We start from the raw sequence: 19,169 nt of genomic DNA, 5'->3' as shown, positions 1-19,169 counted from the left end.
CCGCTCGGAAGCAATCGCTTCATACAGTACAGAGCGATAGCTGAATATGACATAGGGCACAAAGTCTGATTTCACGCTTGTCACACGGAGCCTCCGGACATGGAAAAAGCCCGGGCATGGAAAAGGGCACGCTCCGTGTGGAGCGTGCCCTTCGGCTTTCAGGGTGTGTCAGGCGTGCTGGTAGGTGAGGCAGTCCGCGGCCTCGGCCCCCGGGCCAACCCTGACATCATGCGCCTCGCACATCAGGTGGTTGTTGTGGATGCATTCGCTGCGCTGGCAGGCACCCACGTGGGCCAGGACCTTGGGAAGCCCGCCCATGGCCGTGGTGTCGATGAACGTGGCACACGAGGCGTGATCCGTGGTGCCACCGATGGTGATTCCAAATGCGGTACACCCGTCATGGTTGAATCCACAGCTGCCAACGCTGCAGGCGGAGACTTCGGCAACATGTTCGGTCATGGTTCCTCCTGGCTCGGTTCTACTGGTTTTCAGTTCAGCGGGAATGACCCGGCATGGAACCAAAGCTACGCCGGTTTTCCGGGCTTTCACCCGCAGGATTAGCGCATTTGTACGTTCGCTATTCCCTCATGGAGGCGGGCGGCTGGGCTGCTCCGCGCAGGGCTGCGCTGATCCGCGCCCGGGCGGCCGCGTCGAGCAGGGCAACGTTGCGGTTTTCGCGCGCAGCCCGGTCCAGTTTGATCTTCTGGACCACCATCCTGCCCAGGCCGGCGAATACGGCTGCGGCCACCACCGGCAACACCATGGACTTCAGGTTCCCTGCCATGCGGCCATCCTAGTCCCCGGCGGCTCCCCTGCCTTCGTACCTCAGGCGGGGGACCCCTCGCCACCGTGGGCCCACCCGGCGGCTCCCCTGCCTTCGTACCTCAGGCGGGGGACCCCTCGCCACCGTGGGCCCACCCGGCGGCTCCCCGGCCTTCGTACCTCAGGCGGGGGACCCCTCGCCACCGTGGGCCCACCCGGCGGCTCCCCGGCAGCTCCCCACGTTCGGGCCCACCCGGCACAAATAGGGTATGGAACGGTTTGGCCGGTAGAATGGGCGTGCAAGCTCGCGGAGCGCCCCTTATCCGTAAGACACTGCACCAAACACCATTGCCTGACACCCCTCTTGAATGCTGTTTGAATGCGGTTCGGCGTGAGACGGCACCACTCCGCGGAAGCCTTTGACAAGGTTCAACCAACGCTCACGCACAGGAGTTACCGGATGCCCCGGATCGTCGTCGACGTCATGCCCAAGCCCGAGATTCTGGACCCGCAGGGGAAGGCGATCGTGGGAGCACTGCCCCGCCTCGGCTTCACCAGCTTTAGCGCAGTCCGCCAGGGCAAGCGCTTCGAACTGACCGTCGACGGCGAGGTGACCGACGCTATCCTCGCCCAGGCGCGCGAGGCCGCAGAAACCCTGCTGTCCAACCCGGTCATCGAAGACGTCGTCAACGTCGAGGTCGTCGAGGCCTGAAATGACTGAACTTCCCCTGATCGGCGAGGCCCCGGTGGCCGCCGAGTCCCGGTTGGACGGCGCCAGGATCGGCGTCGTCACCTTCCCCGGCACCCTTGACGACCGCGACGCCGCCCGTGCCGTCCGCCTCGCAGGCGGCACCGCCGTCGCGCTCTGGCACGCCGACACGGAACTTGCCGACGTCGACGCCGTGGTGATCCCGGGCGGCTTCTCCTACGGCGACTACCTGCGCGCCGGCGCCATTTCGCGTTTCGCGCCGCTGATGTCCAAGATCATCGACGCCGCCAACTCGGACGCCAAGCTGCCGGTCCTGGGCATCTGCAACGGTTTCCAGATCCTCACCGAATCGCACCTGCTGCCCGGTTCGATGATCAAGAACGACCACCTGAAGTTCCTTTGCCGGGACCAGGTGCTGCGCGTGGAAAACAACACCACGGCCTGGACCGCCGACTACGAAGCCGGCCAGGAGATCCTGGTTCCGCTGAAGAACCAGGACGGCCAGTACATCGCCGACGAGAAGACCCTGGACGCCCTTGAGGCCGAGGGCCGCGTCGCGTTCCGCTACGTGGGCTTCAACCCGAACGGCTCCCGCCGCGACATCGCAGGCATCACCAACGCCGCCGGCAACGTGGTGGGCCTCATGCCGCACCCCGAGCACGCCGTGGAACCCGGCTTCGGCCCGGAATCCAACGCCGGCACCGACGGCCTCGGGTTCTTCACCTCCGTTTTGAACAAGATTGTGGGAGGCGCCAAGTGACCACGGAGACCAACAAGAAGTTCAACATCGACACCGTCGAGAACGCAGCGAACACTCCGGACACCGAACTCCCCTGGGCCGAACTGGGCTTGAAGGAGAACGAGTTCGCAGAGATCGTCAAGGTCCTGGGCCGCCGCCCCACCGGTGCCGAGCTGGCCATGTACTCCGTGATGTGGAGCGAGCACTGCTCCTACAAGTCCTCCAAGAACCACCTGCGCCAGTTCGGCCAGAAGGTCACCGAGGAGATGAAGAAGGACATGCTGGTGGGCATCGGCGAAAACGCCGGCGTCACCAACCTTGGGGACGGCTGGGCCGTGACCTTCAAGATCGAGTCCCACAACTCGCCGTCGTTCGTTGAGCCCTACCAAGGCGCGGCAACCGGCATCGGCGGCATCGTCCGCGACATCATCTCCATGGGCGCCCGCCCCGTGGCCGTCATGGACCCGCTGCGCTTCGGCGAGATCGACCACCCGGACACCGCCCGCGTCATGCACGGCGCCGTGGCCGGCATCGGCGGCTACGGCAACTCGCTGGGCCTGCCCAACATCGGCGGCGAGATGGTGTTCGACGCCGTCTACCAGGGCAACCCGCTGGTCAACGCCCTCGCAGTGGGCGTCATGCGCCACGAGGACATCCGCCTGGCCAACGCCTCCGGCAAGGGCAACAAGGTTGTCCTCTTCGGTGCACGCACCGGCGGCGACGGCATCGGCGGCGCTTCCGTGCTGGCGTCCGAGTCCTTCGACGACACCAAGCCGTCCAAGCGCCCCGCCGTCCAGGTGGGCGACCCCTTCGCCGAGAAGGTGCTCATCGAGTGCTGCCTCGAGCTCTTCAAGGGCTCCCTCGTTGAAGGCATCCAGGACCTCGGCGCGGCCGGCATCTCCTGCGCCACCTCCGAGCTCGCCTCCAACGGCGACGGCGGCATGCAGGTGGAACTGACCGACGTGCTGCTCCGCGACCCCACGCTGACCCCGGGCGAAATCCTGATGTCCGAGTCGCAGGAACGCATGATGGCCGTCGTCACCCCGGAGAACGTGGCAGCGTTCGAAGCCGTGATGGACAAGTGGGCCGTGGAATACGCCTGGTTGGGCGAGGTGACCGACACCGGCCGCCTCATCATCACCTGGGAAGGCGAGGTCATCGTCGACGTCGACCCGCGCACCGTCGCCCATGACGGTCCGGTCTACGACCGCCCGTACGCCCGCCCGTCCTGGCAGGACGCCCTGCAGGCGGACACCTTCACCGGTTCCGTGCAGGACGCCGGCCGCCCCGCCGCCCCGGCGGAGCTGGCTGCCGCCGTCACTGAACTGGTCGCATCGCCGAACATGTGCGACAAGTCCTGGATCACCAAGCAGTACGACCGCTACGTTGGCGGCAACACCGCCATGGCGTTCCCGGACGACGCCGGTGTGGTGCGCGTGGACGAAAAGACCGGCCTGGGCGTTGCCCTCGCCACCGACGCCAACGGCCGCTACACCTACCTGGACCCGTACAACGGCGCCCAGCTGGCACTGGCCGAGGCCTACCGCAACGTGGCCACCTCCGGCGCCGTGCCGATGGCCGTCTCCGACTGCCTGAACTTCGGCTCCCCCGAGGACCCGGATGTCATGTGGCAGCTCGCCGAGTCCATCCGCGGCCTCTCCGACGCCTGCATGGAGCTGGGCGTTCCGGTCACCGGCGGCAACGTCTCGCTGTACAACCAGACCGGCACCACGCCGATCCACCCCTCCCCCGTGGTGGCGGTGCTGGGCAAGCTCGACGACGTCGCGCGCCGCACCCCGTCCGGCTGGAAGGAAGACGGCCAGGCCATCTACCTGCTGGGTACGACGGCGGCCGAACTGGACGGTTCGGAATGGGCCAAGCTGCGCGGCCACCTCGGCGGTCTGCCGCCTCGCGTGGACCTGGCAGCCGAGCGCCAGCTGGGCGAGATCCTGATCAACGCCAGCCGCGACGGCATGGTCGACTCCGCGCACGACCTCTCCGAAGGCGGCCTCGCGGCAGCCCTCGTGGAGTCCGCGCTGCGCTACGGCGTCGGCGCCCGGATCGCCCTGGAGGAACTGCTCGAGCGCGACGACGTGGACCTGTTCACGGCGCTGTTCTCCGAGTCCCAGGCCCGGGCCATCGTGTCCGTGCCGCGTTCCGAAGAGGTCCGCTTCAAGGACATGTGCACCGCCCGCGGCTTCGCCCACCTTCGCATCGGCGTGGTGGACGCGGCTTCCGGCGCATTGGAGATCAACGGCGTGGAAACCCTGTCCCTGGACGCCCTCCGCGAAGCCCACGAAGGCACCCTGCCGAAGTACTTCGGCTAGACGCCTCCGCCTGACAGCATCGACTGCTCCGTAACTGTCGTTCTGAGCCTTCAGAACGACAGTTACGTGGGCCCCCGCCGGCGAGGGACCCGGCCTGAGCTTACGAAGGCCGGGAGCCGGCGGGCGCGCGATGTCCCGGACGATCTGGGCTTCCTCGCTGTGGCCCTCGCCCTCGTACTCGACGCCGATCCTGAACTCCCGGTAGGACAGGTCCGGCTGGAGCGGACGCCCGCTGTCATTGGCAGGGACGGGCGCGTTGAGTTCCGGTTCCGGCAATCCCGCCCGCACGATCGCGAGCCTGAGCAAGGTCACCTGGGGCGAGTCCGAGCCAACGCGGATCAGCCGGATGGCTTCTTTGGCATCGATTGAAGGGGACTGGTCAGTCTTCGCTGTGGACGTCGCGGCGGCGGGCGCTGAGCAGCTCGAGTTCCGGGCGCCCGGCGACCAGGCGTTCGACGGCGTCGAGCACCTCCACCAGGTGGGCCCGGTCCGGCGCCACCACCGCTGCGCCGATCAGCGCCCGCCGGTGCTGGTCCAGAAAGCCTGTCTCCGCCGCGGATACCTCGAAACGCCGCTTGAGCTCCGCCACCACGGGCCGCACCAGGGAGCGTTTCTCCTTCAGGCTGTGCACTTCGCCGAAGAGAATGTCGAACTCGATCCAGCCGATCCACATGGGCCAATTATGGGCCAATCTACGGGATGCTGAGTTCGCCCATCAGGTCCCAGCCCTCGCCGTCGAGCTGGCGGCTGACGATCCGCGGGGTTCCCGCGAGGGCCTGCGGCATGTCCGCCATGGCCTTCTTGAAGTGCTCGCTGTTGACGTGGTCGCCCGCGGCGTCGTCCTTGAAGGCCTCCACCAATACGAACTCGTTAGGCTCATCTACACTGCGGGACCAGTCGAACCACAGGTTGCCCGGCTCGGCGCGGGTGGCCTCCGTGAAACCGGCCACGAGGTCGAGCCAGCGCTCGGTCCATTCGGGCTTGGTCTTGAATTTGACGACGATGAAGATCATGGCGGCCTTTCCTTCGGGCGGAACCGGCCGCGCGGCAGCGCGGACCGGCGTCCGCACTGACACTTCGCTCCCATTCTGCCACCGGGGCGGTCCGGACCAAGCCGGGAAAACGACGACGGCGGCCCCCACCGGAAGATGGGAACCGCCGTCGTGCACCGGCTCAGCCGAGCCGGATCGGGAAGGTCACTCTAACGCGAGGTGCCTTGCGACACCGAGCCCTGCAACTGGCGCTGGAAGAGGATGTAGGCGATCAGGACCGGGATCACGGTAACGGTGACGGCCGCGAACAGCGCCCCGAAGTCCACCGCATAGCCCATCTGCTGCGCAAAGACAAACAATTCCTGGGAGAGGACCTTGGGGCCGCCGGCGTTGATGGTCACCGGGATGAGGAACTGGTTCCACAGGCCAAGGAAGTTGAAGATCGCCACGGATGCCAGGCCGGGCCTGGCCATGGGCAGCATGATCTGGAAGAAGGTCCGCCATTCCCCGGCGCCGTCGATCGCGGCAGCCTCGGCGATTTCACCCGGAAGGTTCTTGAAGAACGCGAACAGGAAGAACACAGTGAACGGCAGGGCGAACGCCACGTAGGTGATGATCAGGCCCGGCAACTGGTTGAGCAGCCCCATTCCCTTGAGGACGCCGAACAGCGGAACCATGGCCAGGAAGATCGGGAAGGTCAGGCCGGCCAGCATCAGGACGTAGATGACCCTGCTGCCCCGGAAGGAGAAGCGGGCAAGCACGTAGGCGCACATGGCCCCCAGCAGCATAACCACCACCAGCGAGACGCCAACCACGATCACCGAGTTGATGAAGGCCGCACCAATGCCGGCCTCGGTCCAGGCCTTGATGTAGTTGTCCAGCTTCCACGCCCCCGGCAGCGCGAATGGCGATGCGAAGATCTCGTTGGAGGTCTTGAAGGAGGACATGAAGGTCCATAGCAGGGGCAGGACCACGATCGCGGACCAGATCGCCAGGACGACGTGCGATGTTGCCGCTACCGCCAGGTCACCCGGTGTGCTCTTGGCTTCGCGCTCGATGTGGCCCGCGGGGGCTGTCTTTTGCTTCAGGAGAGTCACAGTCTGCCTCCTTCGGAACCGCCGGTCAGCTTGTTCACCAGGAACACGAGTCCGGAGAAGAGCAGGGTTGCCAGGGCAAGGATGACGCCCATGGCGGTCGCCAATCCGAACTGGCCGCGCTGGAAGGCGGTGAAGAAGAGTTGCTGGGACATGACCAGGGTGGAGTTCTCGGGTCCGCCGGCGTTCGGGAACAGCGAGGCCATGTAGACGAAGGCGTCCAGGGCGAAGATGCCCAGGTAGACGTAGGCGGTCTGGATGTTGTCGCGGATCATCGGGATAGTCAGACTGACGGCAGTGCGGAAACGACCTGCACCGTCAATGCGGGCAGCCTCGAAGAGTTCGGCGGGGATGCCCTTGATGCCGGCGATGAAGAGAACCATGTAGAAGCCCACGAAGCCCCAGATGATCACGAAGATGGAGCACGCCATGGCCGTATTGGTGTTTCCCAGCCAGGCATAATCCTTGAAGTTAAGTCCCAGGGCGTTCAGGGCACCGTTCAGCAGGCCGCCGCTGGGGTCGTAGATCTGGCCCCACATGATACCGATCGCAACGGCAGGAATCGTGTACGGGAAGAAGGAAACCACCCGGTAGAAGCTGGAGTTCCTCAGGCCCTTGACCTGGCCCTTGCTGCTACCGCCCACCGTGACGAGCGTGGCCAGGATGAGGCTCAGGACCACGGTAACCAGGGGGACGACGATCAACAGGATGACGTTGTTGCTGAGCGCCTTCAGGAACTGGTCATCTGTGAAAATCCGCGCGTAGTTCTCCAACCCGACGAATTTGTAGTTGGGGCTGAAGCCGGACCAGTCGGTCAGGGAATAGACAAATGCCTGAAGGAACGGCCAAATCACAAAGACCAGGTAGATCGCCAGCGGTATCCCGAGGAACACCACCATGAAGGAAACCTTGTCAAAAGTCAGGTTCTTGCGGCGGCTCTGGATGGCGGCCTTGCGGCCGCCTTCCAGAACCGCCGTTGGCGGGGGCAGGCTCACTTGATTTCAACCTTCTTGATGGAACTGTCATTGCGGATCTTGTCCGACATCTTCTGCATGTCCTCGGCCAGCTTGGCAGCGTTCGACTTGCCGTCGAGGAATGCATTCCAGACAACCAGGACGTCCTTGTTCATGCCGTACAGGTCAAGGAACTGCCAGTTGAAGACGTTCTTGCCCGCGGCATCGAGCATCTTGGTCTGGGAGACCAGGGCTGTGGAGCCGAAGCCGTCCGCCGGGACCGTGTCCTTGACGACCGTGGGGGCCAGCTTGGTCTTGGCGAAGTTGGCCGCCGCGTCCTTGGACAGCATGATGCGCAGGATTTCCTTGCCCCCGGCCTTGTTCTTGGCCTGGGAGGGAACGATGAAGGGCTCGCCGCCGCCGGAGTGGAGTGCCTCGTAAGGCATCTTCGGGCTGCTGCTGGGGGTGGGCACGGGAGCGCCCGTCATCTTGAAGTCGGCCTTGGTCTGGTCCTTCATTTCGTTTTCGATCCACGAACCGGAGGGGTAGAGCAATGCCTCCTGGCCGTTGCTCCACTGTGCCTGGGCGGCCGTGAAGGCGGTGCCGGAACCGCCGGGCTTGAAGTGGCCGGCCTTGACGTGCTTGTCCAGGGCCTCGAACACCTTGGTAAGCGCCGGGTGCTTCCAGCTGTCTTCCTTGAGGTTTTCCAGGGCCACGCGGACCTCGTCGCCACCTTCCTTGATGGCGGAGGACAATGCCAACTCGAGGTAGTAGCTGGCGGCTTCCTTGCCCCACAGGAACAGGTACTTGCCCTTGGCCTTGGCCTTCTCGCCGAGTTCATAGGCCTCGTCCCAGGTCTTCGGGGGCGTCCAGCCGTTCGCCTCGAAAAGCGAGGCGGAGTACCAGACACCGAAGAGGGTCAGGACGTAGTTGATGGCTACCAGCTTGCCGTTGAAGGTGCCGGGGGTCAGTACGCCCTCGTACAGGGTGTCCTTGATGGGAGTGCCTTCAAGGTTCTTGGCATCCACAACGGGCTGCAGGTCTTCAAGCTGGTCCAGGATGGTGCTGATGCCGATGGACTGGGCACCGGAGTTGTCCACCAGGTCCGGCGGGTTGCCGCCGGCGAAGCGCGGCTGGAGTTCGGTGGAAATCGCGGTCGAGGGGGTGATCTTGGCGGTGGAACCCTGGTGGTTCTTGTTGAAGATGTTGCCGGCGAAGTCGACGTAGTCGATTCCGTAGCCACCCTTGAAGATCACTGCGTCCACGGTGGAGTTATCCGCTATGCCGAACGGGTTGGTATCCGAGACGGTACCGGTGGGACCGGCGGTGGTACCGCCGCCCGACGCGCAAGAGGCCAGGGCTCCGCCCATTGGGGCCAGCACGGCGGTGGCGAGCGCACCGCGGAGAAAACCACGGCGTGCGAAGGACTGCTGAACGTTCATCCTAAAACCCTCCAGGGACTCGTAGGACCGATCCGGACGGCGCCCGTGCCTTGATTTCGGATCGGCTGGAAGGCGCCCGAAGCAGCGCCACCCTCGTGTGACATACTTCACCACTAGTGATCGAAAATCAATATTTCTGGCTAGTTTCAATCAACTTTTGTCAAAACGTGATCTACCCAAGAAGCGCCTCCAGGACCTCCGGAGAGGCTCCAAAAAGAAAGAAACCGCAGCTCAGGACCGTCCGCTAAGCGACCTTTCGCACTCGTCGATGGCTTCACGCGCCCAAAGTTGCTGCTGCGGAGTGCCGACTCGTTCGGCCCATTGCTCGGCTAGCTGGAACTCCACCAGCGCTTCGGTGCGCCGGCCGTCGTCGTGCAGCGCCCAGCCGAGGTTGCTGTGCAGCGAAACCATCCAGCGCTTGGTGCGCGGATCGTCGACGGCGGAGGCGTACTCGAGCGCACTGCGCGTCCAGGATTCCTGGTGGCCGGAGTCGGCTATCGCGAGCATGTGCAGCGCGTCCACCGTGAGGAATTCTTCGCCGAGGTGGTCACCGAGCTCCGCGGCCTGTTCGAGCAACGGCACGGCCATGGCAGGATGCCCGGAGGAATTCAGCAGCCGCCCGCGCTCCAGCAGGACCCGGACAGCCAGCGTGGGTTCCTCCTGGGTGTCGATCGAGTCCAGCAGGGCATCGGCTTCTTCGTAGCGGCCCTGCAAGCCGATGGCGCGGCCCAGCTGGGTGGCCAGTTCCAATCGCTCGAAATCGTCAAACCGGGAGTCCTGCATGGCTTCCCGGAAACGGGCCTCTGACAAAGCCGGATCTTCGAAGGTCCACAATTCGTCGATTGTTCGTTGCTCCAGCATCTGGCCGCTCCCGATTGCGTCAAGGCATCGAATGGTGTTGCGCACTCTCAATCTATCCGACTTGCCCCCTGCCGCGGCAGGTCACTTGCCTGCGAGGCGCGCCCACCCAAGTTGCTCCTGTTGCTTCCTGCTGAGCCCTGCCACTACGAGGTCGTAGGAGTCCTCCACCATGTCCCGGATCATGCCATCGGGCAGGCTGCCGTCCAGCCGCACGCCGTTCCAGTGGGTCTTGTTCATATGCCAGGCGCCGGTGATTTCGGGATGCGCCGCGCGCAGCTGCACGGCCAGAACCGGATCGCATTTCAGGCTCACCGACAGCGGCTCAGCGTCCAGGGCAGACAACGCGAACATCTTCGCCTCCTGGGCCGCGCCGCCGGACACCGCGGAACGGACCTTGAAGACGGAGGCTTCCGGGCCGAAGGGAAAGTCCTCGAAGGCACCGGGAAATCCGAGGCAGATCAGGCGGAGGGTGGCAGCGTCCATGACCCGAGCCTAGTCCAGGCTACAGACCGTAATGCCAGCCTTCCCGCGCCGGGCAGGTGTTGAGCACCACGTCCAGGCCAGCGGCCTTCGCACGCTCGACGGCGGCGTCGTCGTTGACCCCGAGCTGGAGCCACACCGCCTTCGCGCCGGCCGCGATCGCCTGGTCGATCACCGCGCCCACGCGGCTGGAGTTGACGAAGCAGTCCACGACGTCGATCGGTTGCTTTTCAGCGGGAATGTCGCCCAGGGTCTTGTAGCCGGTTTCGCCGTGGACGTCTTCGCCGCGCAGGTTCACCGGAATGATTTCCATGCCCATGCGGTCCCGGACATAGAGCGCGACATCGTACGCAGAGCGCCACTCGTTGTTGCTCAGCCCCACGATGGCCCAACGGCCTTTGGTCCGCATGAGGCGTTCAATGACAGCCGGATCATTCGCGTGGGTCATTCCCCCAGCCTACGCCCGCATGCCGGCCTCGCTTTGGCAGGAACGAGACGGCTCAGAAGGGGATGCCGAGCCGCACGATGCGCCGGAGGACGTCCTCCACGGCCTTTCCGCCCACGCGGCCTCGCTCGTTCAGCATGAGCTCGACGGAGTCCCTGAAACTCATCTGGGAGGACCCGGCAGGCGAGCTGGGCCCCGGCCGGACAGTCCCGGCAGGCCTGTCTTCCTTCCGGGCGGCTGCTGCTACCTTGGGCTTCACCTTGTGCGGCTTCTCCGCCTTCTTTTCGGTAAGCGCGGCGGGCGACTTTCCCGCGGAAGGGGCGTTTCCCGTGGAAGCGTGGCCCGGGACAGCGGATGGCGAAGGGGACGCCAGGCTCTGCGGAGTCCCGGCAGCGGCTTGCGCCGTGGGAAGGCTGGAAGGTGCCGGGACAGCAGTGACTTTCGGGGCGTCCGGGACCGGCCCGGCCGGAACCAGCGACGGCGGCGCAGGGTTCCCTTGAGGCGCCCAGCCTGCGATCAGGCTTTGGATGAATTCCGGGGAGTTCTGTTGCAGGCCGCCGGACGCCGCAACCCCTCCGATCCCTAGGCCCATGGCCGTGACCACGGCACCGGCGACGATCGCGGGGCGGTGCTTCCTGCGGCGGCGCCCGGCGAGCTCATCGCCGTCGGGGTTCGTGCCGCCGTCGGGATCTACTGAGGGGACGCCGAGCAGCGCCGCAAGCTCGCCACGGGGCGCCGGGGCGGGCAGCGCCGAGAGGCCTGCGATGGATTCGAGGGAGGCCTTGAGCAGCGCATCGCCGGGCACGCCGGCGTCGAGCATGAGCTCGGAGACGAGCTTGTCACGATCCGCATTGGAACGCGTCATGGCGCCACATATTCCTTTACTGCCGAGTGTTCACGGAGTGTGGTCAAGGCCCTCCGCTGCAACTGCTTTACTGCACCTTGGCTTTTCCCCATGATTTCGGCAACTTGCTCCACGGTCAGCCCCGCAATGATCCGTAACGACAGCACCTCGCGCTGCTCTTCGGGGAGGAAACCGAGCAGTGCCAGAACTTCTCCCGGAGCCACCCGGTCCATCGCTTCGGCTTCGGCCGAGAGAACCTCCCTGGTATCCCGTTCGGCTTCGAACTCCTGATGCTCCGGCACCCTGACTTGCCTGCGGTGGTCATCCACCATCCGGGCGTGGGCAACGGAGAACACAAAGGTCCGGAGACCTTTGACCCCGCCCGAGATGGCGTGGATCCGCGGCAACACTGCAAGAAAGACGTCCTGCGTGAGGGCTTCCGGGTCCTGCACACCCTTGGCGCTGAGATAGCCCAGCACCTGGCCCGCGAAGGACTGGTATACAGCACTGAACAGCTCGGCGTCATTGCCCCGGAGGGCCTGCAACGCTTCGTCGGTCAGGGCGTCAGTCACGGTTCAGGTGCTTTCGGTGGATGCGGGGTCTGCTGCCGTTGTGCGCGGTTGTCCCGGCGGACTCGCTGCGGGCACCCCTCCAGCCTAACCGCCCCCGCCTGCGCGGCCCAAGACACACCCCGGCCCGGCCCGCATCCATTTACCAAGCTCCTTGAGGCAAAACGAAGGGCCGAGCTGGAACATGATGGGGGACAGATTCCAGCTCGGCCCGTTCACTGGAGTAATCGTTGCAGCCACCCAAAGGGTTACGCGAATTCCGAAGTTTTTTCTTGGAAGGATGTTTTCCCAGTTCAGGGGCGGTTTTGGAGGCATCGACAACGACGGCGGGCCGCCCGCAAGGTTCCATCGAAACCCCGGGCGGCCCGCCGTCGTCGTACGTTCTTGGTGCTTAGTCCTCGATCAGGTCGTGCAGCACGATGGTCTGGTCGCGGTCCGGGCCGACGCCGATCGCGGAGAAACGGGTGCCGGAGAGCTTTTCGAGCGCCAGCACGTAGTTGCGCGCGTTCTCCGGGAGGTCCTCCAGGGTCTTGGCCGCGGTGATGTCCTCGGTCCAGCCCTCGAAGTACTCGAAGATCGGCACTGCGTGGTGGAACTCGGTCTGGGTCATCGGCATTTCGTCGTGGCGGACGCCGTCGACGTCATAGGCCACGCAGACAGGGATCTGCTCGATGCCGGTGAGCACATCCAGCTTGGTGACGAAGTAGTCCGTGAAGCCGTTCACGCGGGAGGCGTGGCGGGCCAGGACGGCGTCGTACCAGCCGCAGCGGCGCGGGCGGCCGGTGTTCACGCCGAACTCGCCGCCGGTCTTCTGCAGGTACATGCCCATCTCGTCGAAGAGTTCCGTGGGGAACGGGCCGGCGCCGACGCGCGTGGTGTAGGCCTTGATGATGCCGATGGAGCGCGAGATGCGGGTGGGGCCGATGCCCGAACCCACGGAGGCGCCGCCGGCCGTGGGGTTGGACGAAGTGACGAACGGGTAGGTGCCGTGATCGACGTCCAGGAACGTTGCCTGGCCGCCTTCCATGAGCACAACCTTGCCCTCGTCCAGGGCGTTGTTCAGCTCAAGCGTGCTGTCGATGACCAGCGGGCGCAGGCGCTCGGCGAAGGACAGGAAGTAGTCCACGATCTCGTCCACCACGATGTCGCGGCGGTTGTAGACCTTGACCAGGAGTTCGTTCTTCTGGCGCAGCGAACCTTCCACCTTCTGGCGGAGGATCGACTCGTCGAAGACGTCCTGGACACGGATGCCCAGGCGGGCCACCTTGTCCATGTAGGCAGGACCGATGCCGCGACCGGTGGTGCCGATGGCGCGGCTGCCGAGGAAGCGCTCGGTGACCTTGTCCAGCACCTGGTGATACGGGGCCACGAGGTGGGCGTTGGCGGAAACGCGCAGGCGGGAGGTGTCGGCCCCGCGGGCTTCGAGGCCGTCGATTTCCTGGAAGAGGGCCTCGAGGTTCACCACGCAGCCGTTGCCGATGATCGGAATGGCGTTGGGGCTCAGGATGCCTGCGGGAAGGAGCTTGAGCTCGTACTTCTCACCGCCGACGACGACGGTGTGCCCGGCGTTGTTGCCGCCGTTGGGCTTGACCACGTAGTCAACGCGGCCGCCGAGCAGGTCGGTCGCTTTGCCTTTGCCTTCGTCGCCCCACTGGGCTCCGACGATCACGATAGCGGGCATGGGATCCTCCCCCATTCTTTTCGGGCAGGCGACGGGAACACCGCGCCTGGCGCCGTACATGAGAACGCCCCGAAGCCAGGCCCTGTCCATGGTCTTCAACAAAGATTCATGGGCAGGAAGGGCAAGAGTTCCGGGGCTCTTACCAGCCAAGTTTAGCGGATCCGGCCCCGCGACACGGTGTCATGACCCCGCACCGCACGCCGGGGCCGAAGCCGAGGTCCCCCGGAACGGACACGGCAAACCCCGGAGCCTGCCGGCGACACGCCGAAAGTGTCTGGGATCCGCGACACCACGGCTCCGGATCCCATTGTTCCGGGGACGTGATTGCTGTGACATGGAACATGCCCGTTCAGCATTAGGAGTAAGACCATGGCAGCAGCAACAAGCAGCGCCGTCGAGGCACGGTCGATCGAGATGATCCCGCCCGGCGAGCGCCACGGCCACCCGAAGTCCCAGTTCACCCTGTGGTTCGGCGCCAACGCCCAAATCACCGCGATCGTGGACGGAGCCCTTGCAGTGGTCTTCGGCGCCGACGCGTTCTGGGCCATTATTGGCCTGCTCGTTGGCAACGTGCTCGGCGGCATCGTCATGGCACTACACTCGGCCCAGGGCCCCAAGCTGGGCCTGCCCCAAATGATCTCCAGCCGTGCGCAGTTCGGCGTCTACGGTGCGGTCATCCCGCTGGTCCTGGTCATCCTGATGTACGTGGGCTTCGCATCCACCGGAACCGTGCTCTCCGGGCAGGCAATCAACCTGATCCTCGGTGTCAACGTTCCCGCCGTCGGAATCCTGATCTTCGGTGCAGCAACCGCGCTGCTGGCCATCCTCGGCTACAAATACATCCACGCCCTGGGCCGGATCGCCACCGTGCTGGGCCTGGCCGGCTTCCTTTACCTGACGTTCGCCGTGCTGACCAAGTACGACATCGGCCAGATCATGTTCCTCAAGGGTTTCGAATGGCCTACCTTCCTGACGGCCATCGCCCTGGGCGCCGGCTGGCAGCTGACCTTCGGCCCCTATGTTGCGGACTACTCCCGGTACCTGCCCCAGGACACCAGCGAACGCCGGACCTTCTGGTACACCTTCGCCGGTTCCGTGGGCGGCGCCCAGTGGGCCATGACCATCGGCGCCCTGGCTGGCGGCCTGTCCGCCGCGCACCTGGGCGGGGACTTCCTGAAGAACCAGGTGGGGTACATGGGCGACCTCGCCGGCGGCGGGCTGATCGCCGTCTTCATCTACCTGATGATCGTCAGCGGCAAGCTGACGGTGAACTGCCTGAACGCTTACGGTGCCTTCATGTGCTCGGTGACGATCGGTACCGCCGTCAACCGCCGCGACACCGTTTCCCGCACGGCCCGCATCGCGTTCATCCTGGTGGTCATCGGCGCGAGCGTGCTGATCGCCCTGTTCGCCAGCAAAGACTTCCTGAACCTGTTCAAGAACTTCGTCCTGATGCTGCTCATGGTCTTCACTCCGTGGTCCGTCATCAACCTCGTGGACTACTACAAGGTTTCCCGCGACCGCCTGGACATCCCTGCCCTCTACAACCCGAACGGCCGCTACGGACGGTGGAACGCCGCTGCCCTGGTGTCCTACGGCATCGGCGTCGTGGTCCAGGTTCCGTTCCTCGCCCAGGCCCTCTACACCGGCCCGGTGACGCACTGGCTGGGCGGGGCGGACATCTCCTGGATCGTGGGCATCGTGGTGACCATGCTGGTCTACTACCCCTGGGCCAAGGCCACCAACCGGGCACCGCTGGAAACCATCTACCCAAGCGAGCACGCGGCAGCTGCCCGGGTGCCGGCGTCGTAACGGCTTAAGGCGCTATTGGCGGGCGGCCGCGAGCGCGGCGTCCGCCAGTGCCGGCCACTCCCCCGCGGCCGCGAGCGGAACCTCGACCCAGTCCTTGAAGGGCCGGCCCATGCCCGAAGGATCGAAGAGCACGGCCCCCGGCAGGGCGAGCGCCCGTCCATGCTCCGGGTTGTCGCGGCCGAGCTTGAAGGCCACCATGTCCCCGTTGAGGCAGGCGATCGCCTTCTTGTCCAGCAGCAGTGAACGGGCACCGAACATCTGGCCCGCCACCACTCCGGCGTCGAGCAGATCGGCCCCCAGGTTCTCGAAGGCGGCAACGGCGGCAGCGGACGACTCGCGTTTCTCCATGGCGGCATCATGCCCGACGGCGGGACCTATGCAAAGCGCGGCCGGCACCTTTTGGTGCCGGCCGCGTTTCCCGTTCCGGACGCCCTATCCGACGGCTCCGGCGACGGCGAACACCACTGCCGCAATGCCGAAGCCTGCAACGCCGATGAGCGTCTCCATGACCGTCCAGGTGGCCAGGGTGGTCTTGACGTCCATGCCGATGAAGCGGCCCACCAGCCAGAATCCGGCGTCGTTGACGTGGGAAACCACCACCGACCCGGCGGCAACGGCAACAACGAGCGCCGCCAGTTGCAGGCCGTTCAGCCCCAGTTCTGCAACGGCCGGGGAGATGAGGCCTGCTGTGGTGGTCAGCGCAACGGTCGCCGAGCCCTGGGCGATGCGCAGGATCGAGGAGATCAGGAAGCCGGCCAGGATCAGCGGGATGCCGGCGTCGCCCAGCACATCGGCCAACGCCTTGCCGATTCCCGACATCCGCAGCACCGCACCGAACATGCCGCCGGCACCGGTGATGAGGATGACCGAGCAGACCGGGCCGAGGGAGGACTCGAGGAGGCCTTCGAGCCGCTCGCCGTGGAGGCCGCGGCGCATGCCGAGAACGAGCGCGGCGACGAACACGGAGATGAGCAGCGCAACAGGAGTGTCACCAAGTGCCCGGATGATCTGGAACCACTGCTGTTCCTTCACGGCGTCAGGCAGGAGGTGCGAGGTGGCCAGGGTGTTGAGGCCGGTGTTGAGGAAGATCAGCACGAGCGGCAACAGGAGGATGCCCACGACGGTACGGAAGCGCGGCGGGTGGGCCTCAGCCTCGGCGGAAGCGTGGCCAAGGATTTCCGGCACGGGAAGCTCGAGCTTGCGGCCCGTCCACAGGCCGTAGAGGTAGCAGGTGAGGTACCAGGTGGGAATGGCGGCGATGAGGCCGACGATGGTCACCAGGCCGACATTCGCTCCGAGGATGGCGGAGGCCGAGACCGGCCCCGGGTGCGGCGGCAGGAACACATGCATCACGGAGAACGCTCCGACGGCGGGCAGCGCGTAGCGGAGCACCCCGCCTCCGAGGCGGTGGGCGACTGCGAACACGACCGGCAGCATGACCACAAGGCCGGCGTCGAAGAAGATCGGGAAACCGAAGATCAGCGAGGCGAGGCCCAGCGCGAAGGGCGCACGCTTCTCACCGAAGAGCTTGATCAGGTAATCGGCCAGGACCTTGGCGCCGCCGGAGGTCTCGACAATGCGGCCGAGCATGGTGCCCAGGCCGACGAGCAGGGCAACGGTGCCCAGGGTGGTGCCGAAGCCGCCGACCAGGACGCCTACCACCTTGTCGGCGGGGATGCCGGTGGCGAAGGCCGTGGCAAGGCTGACAGTGATCAGCGCAAGCAGGGCGTGCATCTTGAAGCGGATGATCAGGACGAGCAGGACGGCGATGGCTGCGGCCGCGATAAGCAGCAGCGGCCCGGCGCCGAGGGTTTGGGTCCATCCTTCGATGGTGGTCATGGTGCCTCCTCAGGCAGGGTTCATCAGCCCGTGCCGGGGCGCGCCGGACTGCGCCGGCGGGCGTGCCCCGATGGACGGGCTGCGGTTGGGGAAATGTGGGGTGTTCTTGCGGTTCTGGCTGGGCGCCTTGGCCGCTCAGGCAGCCTGCAGGGCAAGGACGTCGACGACGGCGCGCACCAGGGTGCCCGGGTCCTGTGCGATGTCCAGGCGGATGCTTCCTGCCGCGCATTCCTCGGCCGTGAGCGGTTCGAGGGTGGCGAGTTGGCTGGGCAGCAGGGTGGTGGGCATGAAGTGTCCCGCCCGGCCGCCCATGCGTTCGGCGAGAAGTTCCGGGCTGCCGTCGAGGTGGACGAACACCACGCGGCCTTCGGCCCCGGAGAGCAGGCTGCGGTAGCCGCGTTTGAGGGCCGAGCAGGTCAGCACGGTGCTCTTGCCTGCCTTCGCCTTGGACGTCATCCAGTCGCGGATGCTGCCCAGCCAGGGCCAGCGGTCCTCATCCGTGAGCGGAACGCCGCCCTCCATTTTCGAAATGTTGGCCGACGGGTGGAAGCGGTCGGCCTCGGCCATGTCCCAGCCAAGGGCCGACGCGAGTGCCTCGGCAATCGTGGACTTGCCTGCGCCGGCAACGCCCATGACGACCACGTGGATTGCAGATGACTCCATTGCCCTACCTCCGCAGGAAGACGTCGTTGGCTTCCGAAGAAGCTCGGGTGGCGCTGATGCGCCGCGTTCCAGAAAAAGATAGCACCATTGATAGTGCACTGGTAGTACCTATTGTGCTTTTGGTCATACTTTTACGTCGAAGGCACTACGCTTGAGCATGAAATCGGTGCGGGAAGGGCGGGATATGTCGACGGTGACAGCGGAAGGCGGAGGCCTCCACCAGCGCATGCTGGACACCCTCGGCGAATCGATCGCCTCCGGCCGCCTTGCCCCAGGATCCCGGCTCACCCTCGAAGACCTGCAACAGGAATTCGGCGTCTCCCGCACTGTCGCCCGGGACACCATGCGCGTCCTGGAATCCATGAACCTTGTGTACTCCCGCCGCCGGGTGGGCATCGTGGTCCAGGACCCGCTGCACTGGAACGTCTTCGACCCCAAGCTGGTGCACTGGCGCCTGGCCTCCACCCGCCGCGAAGCCCAGTACGCCTCGCTCACCGAGCTGCGCATCGCCGTCGAGCCCATTGCCGCCGCGGCCGCCGCCCGCCGGGCCACGCACGCGCAGCGCGGAGAACTGGGAGCGATGGCCGCGGAGCTGCGGCGCCTGGGCGAGGCCGGGGACCTGGAGGGTTTCCTCGCCGTCGACATCGCCTTCCACCGCCTCCTGCTGCACGCAAGCGGCAACGAGATGTTCGCCGCGATCGACCAGATGGTGGCCGAGGTGCTGACCAGCCGCACCCAGCAGGGACTCATGCCGTTCCGGCCGGAGGAGGCCGCGCTCAAGGCGCACGAAGATGTTGCCTCCGCCGTTTCGCGCGGGGATACGAACAAGGCCGAGGAAGCGATGCACCGGGTGGTGGTGGAAGTCCGCCAGGCCATGGGCCTGGACTAGCACGCTAACGACGACGGCGCCCTGCACCGAAAAGGTGCGGGGCGCCGTCGTTGTTGGTTCTCTGAAAT

At 65.7% G+C, this 19,169-nt stretch carries 21 protein-coding genes; 5 read left to right on the top strand and 16 right to left on the bottom strand.

What is annotated here, in order from left to right:
- Positions 1-168: 168 nt before the first annotated feature.
- Both ACZ9CK_RS01580 and ACZ9CK_RS01575 read right to left on the bottom strand, forming a co-directional pair.
- A complete protein-coding gene (locus tag ACZ9CK_RS01580; RefSeq protein WP_426302029.1) occupies positions 169-459 on the bottom strand; it encodes a DUF1540 domain-containing protein in 291 nt (96 codons plus the stop codon).
- Positions 460-577: 118 nt separating this feature from the next.
- The gene (locus ACZ9CK_RS01575; RefSeq protein ID WP_476049035.1) at positions 578-784 is read right to left on the bottom strand and encodes a hypothetical protein; all 207 of its coding nucleotides are present in this window, start codon (positions 782-784) and stop codon (positions 578-580) included.
- A 438-nt stretch (positions 785-1,222) separates the two neighbouring features.
- Here ACZ9CK_RS01575 and purS point away from each other — a divergent pair, with 438 nt between their 5' ends.
- Genes purS through purL form a run of 3 tightly spaced genes read left to right on the top strand, consistent with a single transcriptional unit; the run spans position 1,223 to position 4,537 of the window.
- Positions 1,223-1,474 (top strand): phosphoribosylformylglycinamidine synthase subunit PurS, encoded by a 252-nt coding sequence (purS, locus tag ACZ9CK_RS01570; RefSeq protein WP_028265707.1) that lies wholly within the window; start codon positions 1,223-1,225, stop codon positions 1,472-1,474.
- Position 1,475: 1 nt separating this feature from the next.
- On the top strand, positions 1,476-2,231 hold the full coding sequence (purQ, locus tag ACZ9CK_RS01565) for a phosphoribosylformylglycinamidine synthase subunit PurQ (RefSeq protein WP_426302027.1): 756 nt from the start codon (positions 1,476-1,478) through the stop codon (positions 2,229-2,231).
- Positions 2,228-4,537, top strand: a complete 2,310-nt coding sequence (gene purL, locus ACZ9CK_RS01560) for a phosphoribosylformylglycinamidine synthase subunit PurL (protein ID WP_476049034.1) — start codon at positions 2,228-2,230, stop codon at positions 4,535-4,537. Before purQ ends, purL begins: the two co-directional genes overlap by 4 nt.
- A gap of 379 nt (positions 4,538-4,916) precedes the next feature.
- On the opposite strand, the gene ACZ9CK_RS01555 is transcribed toward purL, so the two are convergent.
- The 11 genes from ACZ9CK_RS01555 to ACZ9CK_RS01505 all read right to left on the bottom strand — a co-directional run bounded on the left by ACZ9CK_RS01555 (position 4,917) and on the right by ACZ9CK_RS01505 (position 13,898).
- On the bottom strand, positions 4,917-5,210 hold the full coding sequence (locus tag ACZ9CK_RS01555; RefSeq protein WP_476049033.1) for a DUF503 domain-containing protein: 294 nt from the start codon (positions 5,208-5,210) through the stop codon (positions 4,917-4,919).
- A 19-nt stretch (positions 5,211-5,229) separates the two neighbouring features.
- Positions 5,230-5,550, bottom strand: coding sequence for a putative quinol monooxygenase (locus ACZ9CK_RS01550; protein WP_476049032.1), 321 nt, complete (start codon positions 5,548-5,550; stop codon positions 5,230-5,232).
- 188 nt (positions 5,551-5,738) lie between these two features.
- Positions 5,739-6,626: a carbohydrate ABC transporter permease gene (locus ACZ9CK_RS01545; RefSeq protein WP_426302023.1), complete on the bottom strand. Its 888-nt coding sequence runs from the start codon at positions 6,624-6,626 to the stop codon at positions 5,739-5,741.
- A complete protein-coding gene (locus ACZ9CK_RS01540) occupies positions 6,623-7,522 on the bottom strand; it encodes a carbohydrate ABC transporter permease (protein WP_426303366.1) in 900 nt (299 codons plus the stop codon). The genes ACZ9CK_RS01545 and ACZ9CK_RS01540 overlap by 4 nt, the downstream gene beginning before the upstream one ends.
- A 92-nt stretch (positions 7,523-7,614) precedes the next feature.
- On the bottom strand, positions 7,615-9,018 hold the full coding sequence (ngcE, locus tag ACZ9CK_RS01535; RefSeq protein WP_426302022.1) for an N-acetylglucosamine/diacetylchitobiose ABC transporter substrate-binding protein: 1,404 nt from the start codon (positions 9,016-9,018) through the stop codon (positions 7,615-7,617).
- Positions 9,019-9,249: 231 nt separating this feature from the next.
- On the bottom strand, positions 9,250-9,879 hold the full coding sequence (locus ACZ9CK_RS01530; RefSeq protein WP_426302021.1) for a tetratricopeptide repeat protein: 630 nt from the start codon (positions 9,877-9,879) through the stop codon (positions 9,250-9,252).
- 81 nt (positions 9,880-9,960) lie between these two features.
- Positions 9,961-10,362: an MmcQ/YjbR family DNA-binding protein gene (locus ACZ9CK_RS01525; RefSeq protein WP_426302020.1), complete on the bottom strand. Its 402-nt coding sequence runs from the start codon at positions 10,360-10,362 to the stop codon at positions 9,961-9,963.
- 19 nt (positions 10,363-10,381) lie between these two features.
- Positions 10,382-10,807 carry a CoA-binding protein gene (locus ACZ9CK_RS01520; protein ID WP_426302019.1) on the bottom strand — a complete coding sequence of 142 codons (426 nt, stop codon included), beginning with the start codon at positions 10,805-10,807 and terminating at the stop codon, positions 10,382-10,384.
- Positions 10,808-10,859: 52 nt separating this feature from the next.
- Positions 10,860-11,669: a hypothetical protein gene (locus ACZ9CK_RS01515; protein WP_476049031.1), complete on the bottom strand. Its 810-nt coding sequence runs from the start codon at positions 11,667-11,669 to the stop codon at positions 10,860-10,862.
- Positions 11,666-12,220, bottom strand: coding sequence for an RNA polymerase sigma factor (locus tag ACZ9CK_RS01510; protein WP_426302017.1), 555 nt, complete (start codon positions 12,218-12,220; stop codon positions 11,666-11,668). Before ACZ9CK_RS01510 ends, ACZ9CK_RS01515 begins: the two co-directional genes overlap by 4 nt.
- A 388-nt stretch (positions 12,221-12,608) precedes the next feature.
- Positions 12,609-13,898, bottom strand: a complete 1,290-nt coding sequence (locus ACZ9CK_RS01505) for an adenylosuccinate synthase (protein WP_426302016.1) — start codon at positions 13,896-13,898, stop codon at positions 12,609-12,611.
- 369 nt (positions 13,899-14,267) lie between these two features.
- On the opposite strand from ACZ9CK_RS01505, the gene ACZ9CK_RS01500 reads away from it, so the two are divergent.
- Positions 14,268-15,710, top strand: coding sequence for a purine-cytosine permease family protein (locus tag ACZ9CK_RS01500; protein WP_426302015.1), 1,443 nt, complete (start codon positions 14,268-14,270; stop codon positions 15,708-15,710).
- Positions 15,711-15,722: 12 nt separating this feature from the next.
- On the opposite strand, the gene ACZ9CK_RS01495 is transcribed toward ACZ9CK_RS01500, so the two are convergent.
- From ACZ9CK_RS01495 to ACZ9CK_RS01485, 3 genes are all read right to left on the bottom strand, one after another.
- Positions 15,723-16,058: a hypothetical protein gene (locus tag ACZ9CK_RS01495; protein WP_426302014.1), complete on the bottom strand. Its 336-nt coding sequence runs from the start codon at positions 16,056-16,058 to the stop codon at positions 15,723-15,725.
- Positions 16,059-16,142: 84 nt separating this feature from the next.
- The gene (locus tag ACZ9CK_RS01490; RefSeq protein WP_476049030.1) at positions 16,143-17,549 is read right to left on the bottom strand and encodes a GntP family permease; all 1,407 of its coding nucleotides are present in this window, start codon (positions 17,547-17,549) and stop codon (positions 16,143-16,145) included.
- Between the two features lie 135 nt (positions 17,550-17,684).
- Positions 17,685-18,212 carry a gluconokinase gene (locus ACZ9CK_RS01485; RefSeq protein WP_476049029.1) on the bottom strand — a complete coding sequence of 176 codons (528 nt, stop codon included), beginning with the start codon at positions 18,210-18,212 and terminating at the stop codon, positions 17,685-17,687.
- Positions 18,213-18,396: 184 nt separating this feature from the next.
- Between ACZ9CK_RS01485 and ACZ9CK_RS01480 the strand changes: the two genes are divergently transcribed.
- Entirely contained in the window at positions 18,397-19,101 is a 705-nt protein-coding gene (locus tag ACZ9CK_RS01480) for a FadR/GntR family transcriptional regulator (protein ID WP_476050836.1), read from the top strand.
- Positions 19,102-19,169 lie beyond the last annotated feature (68 nt).

The organism is Arthrobacter sp. TE26545 (genome assembly GCF_056279005.1).
Note: the sequence above shows the minus strand (reverse complement) of the source record. Positions and strands in the feature narration are given on the sequence as shown.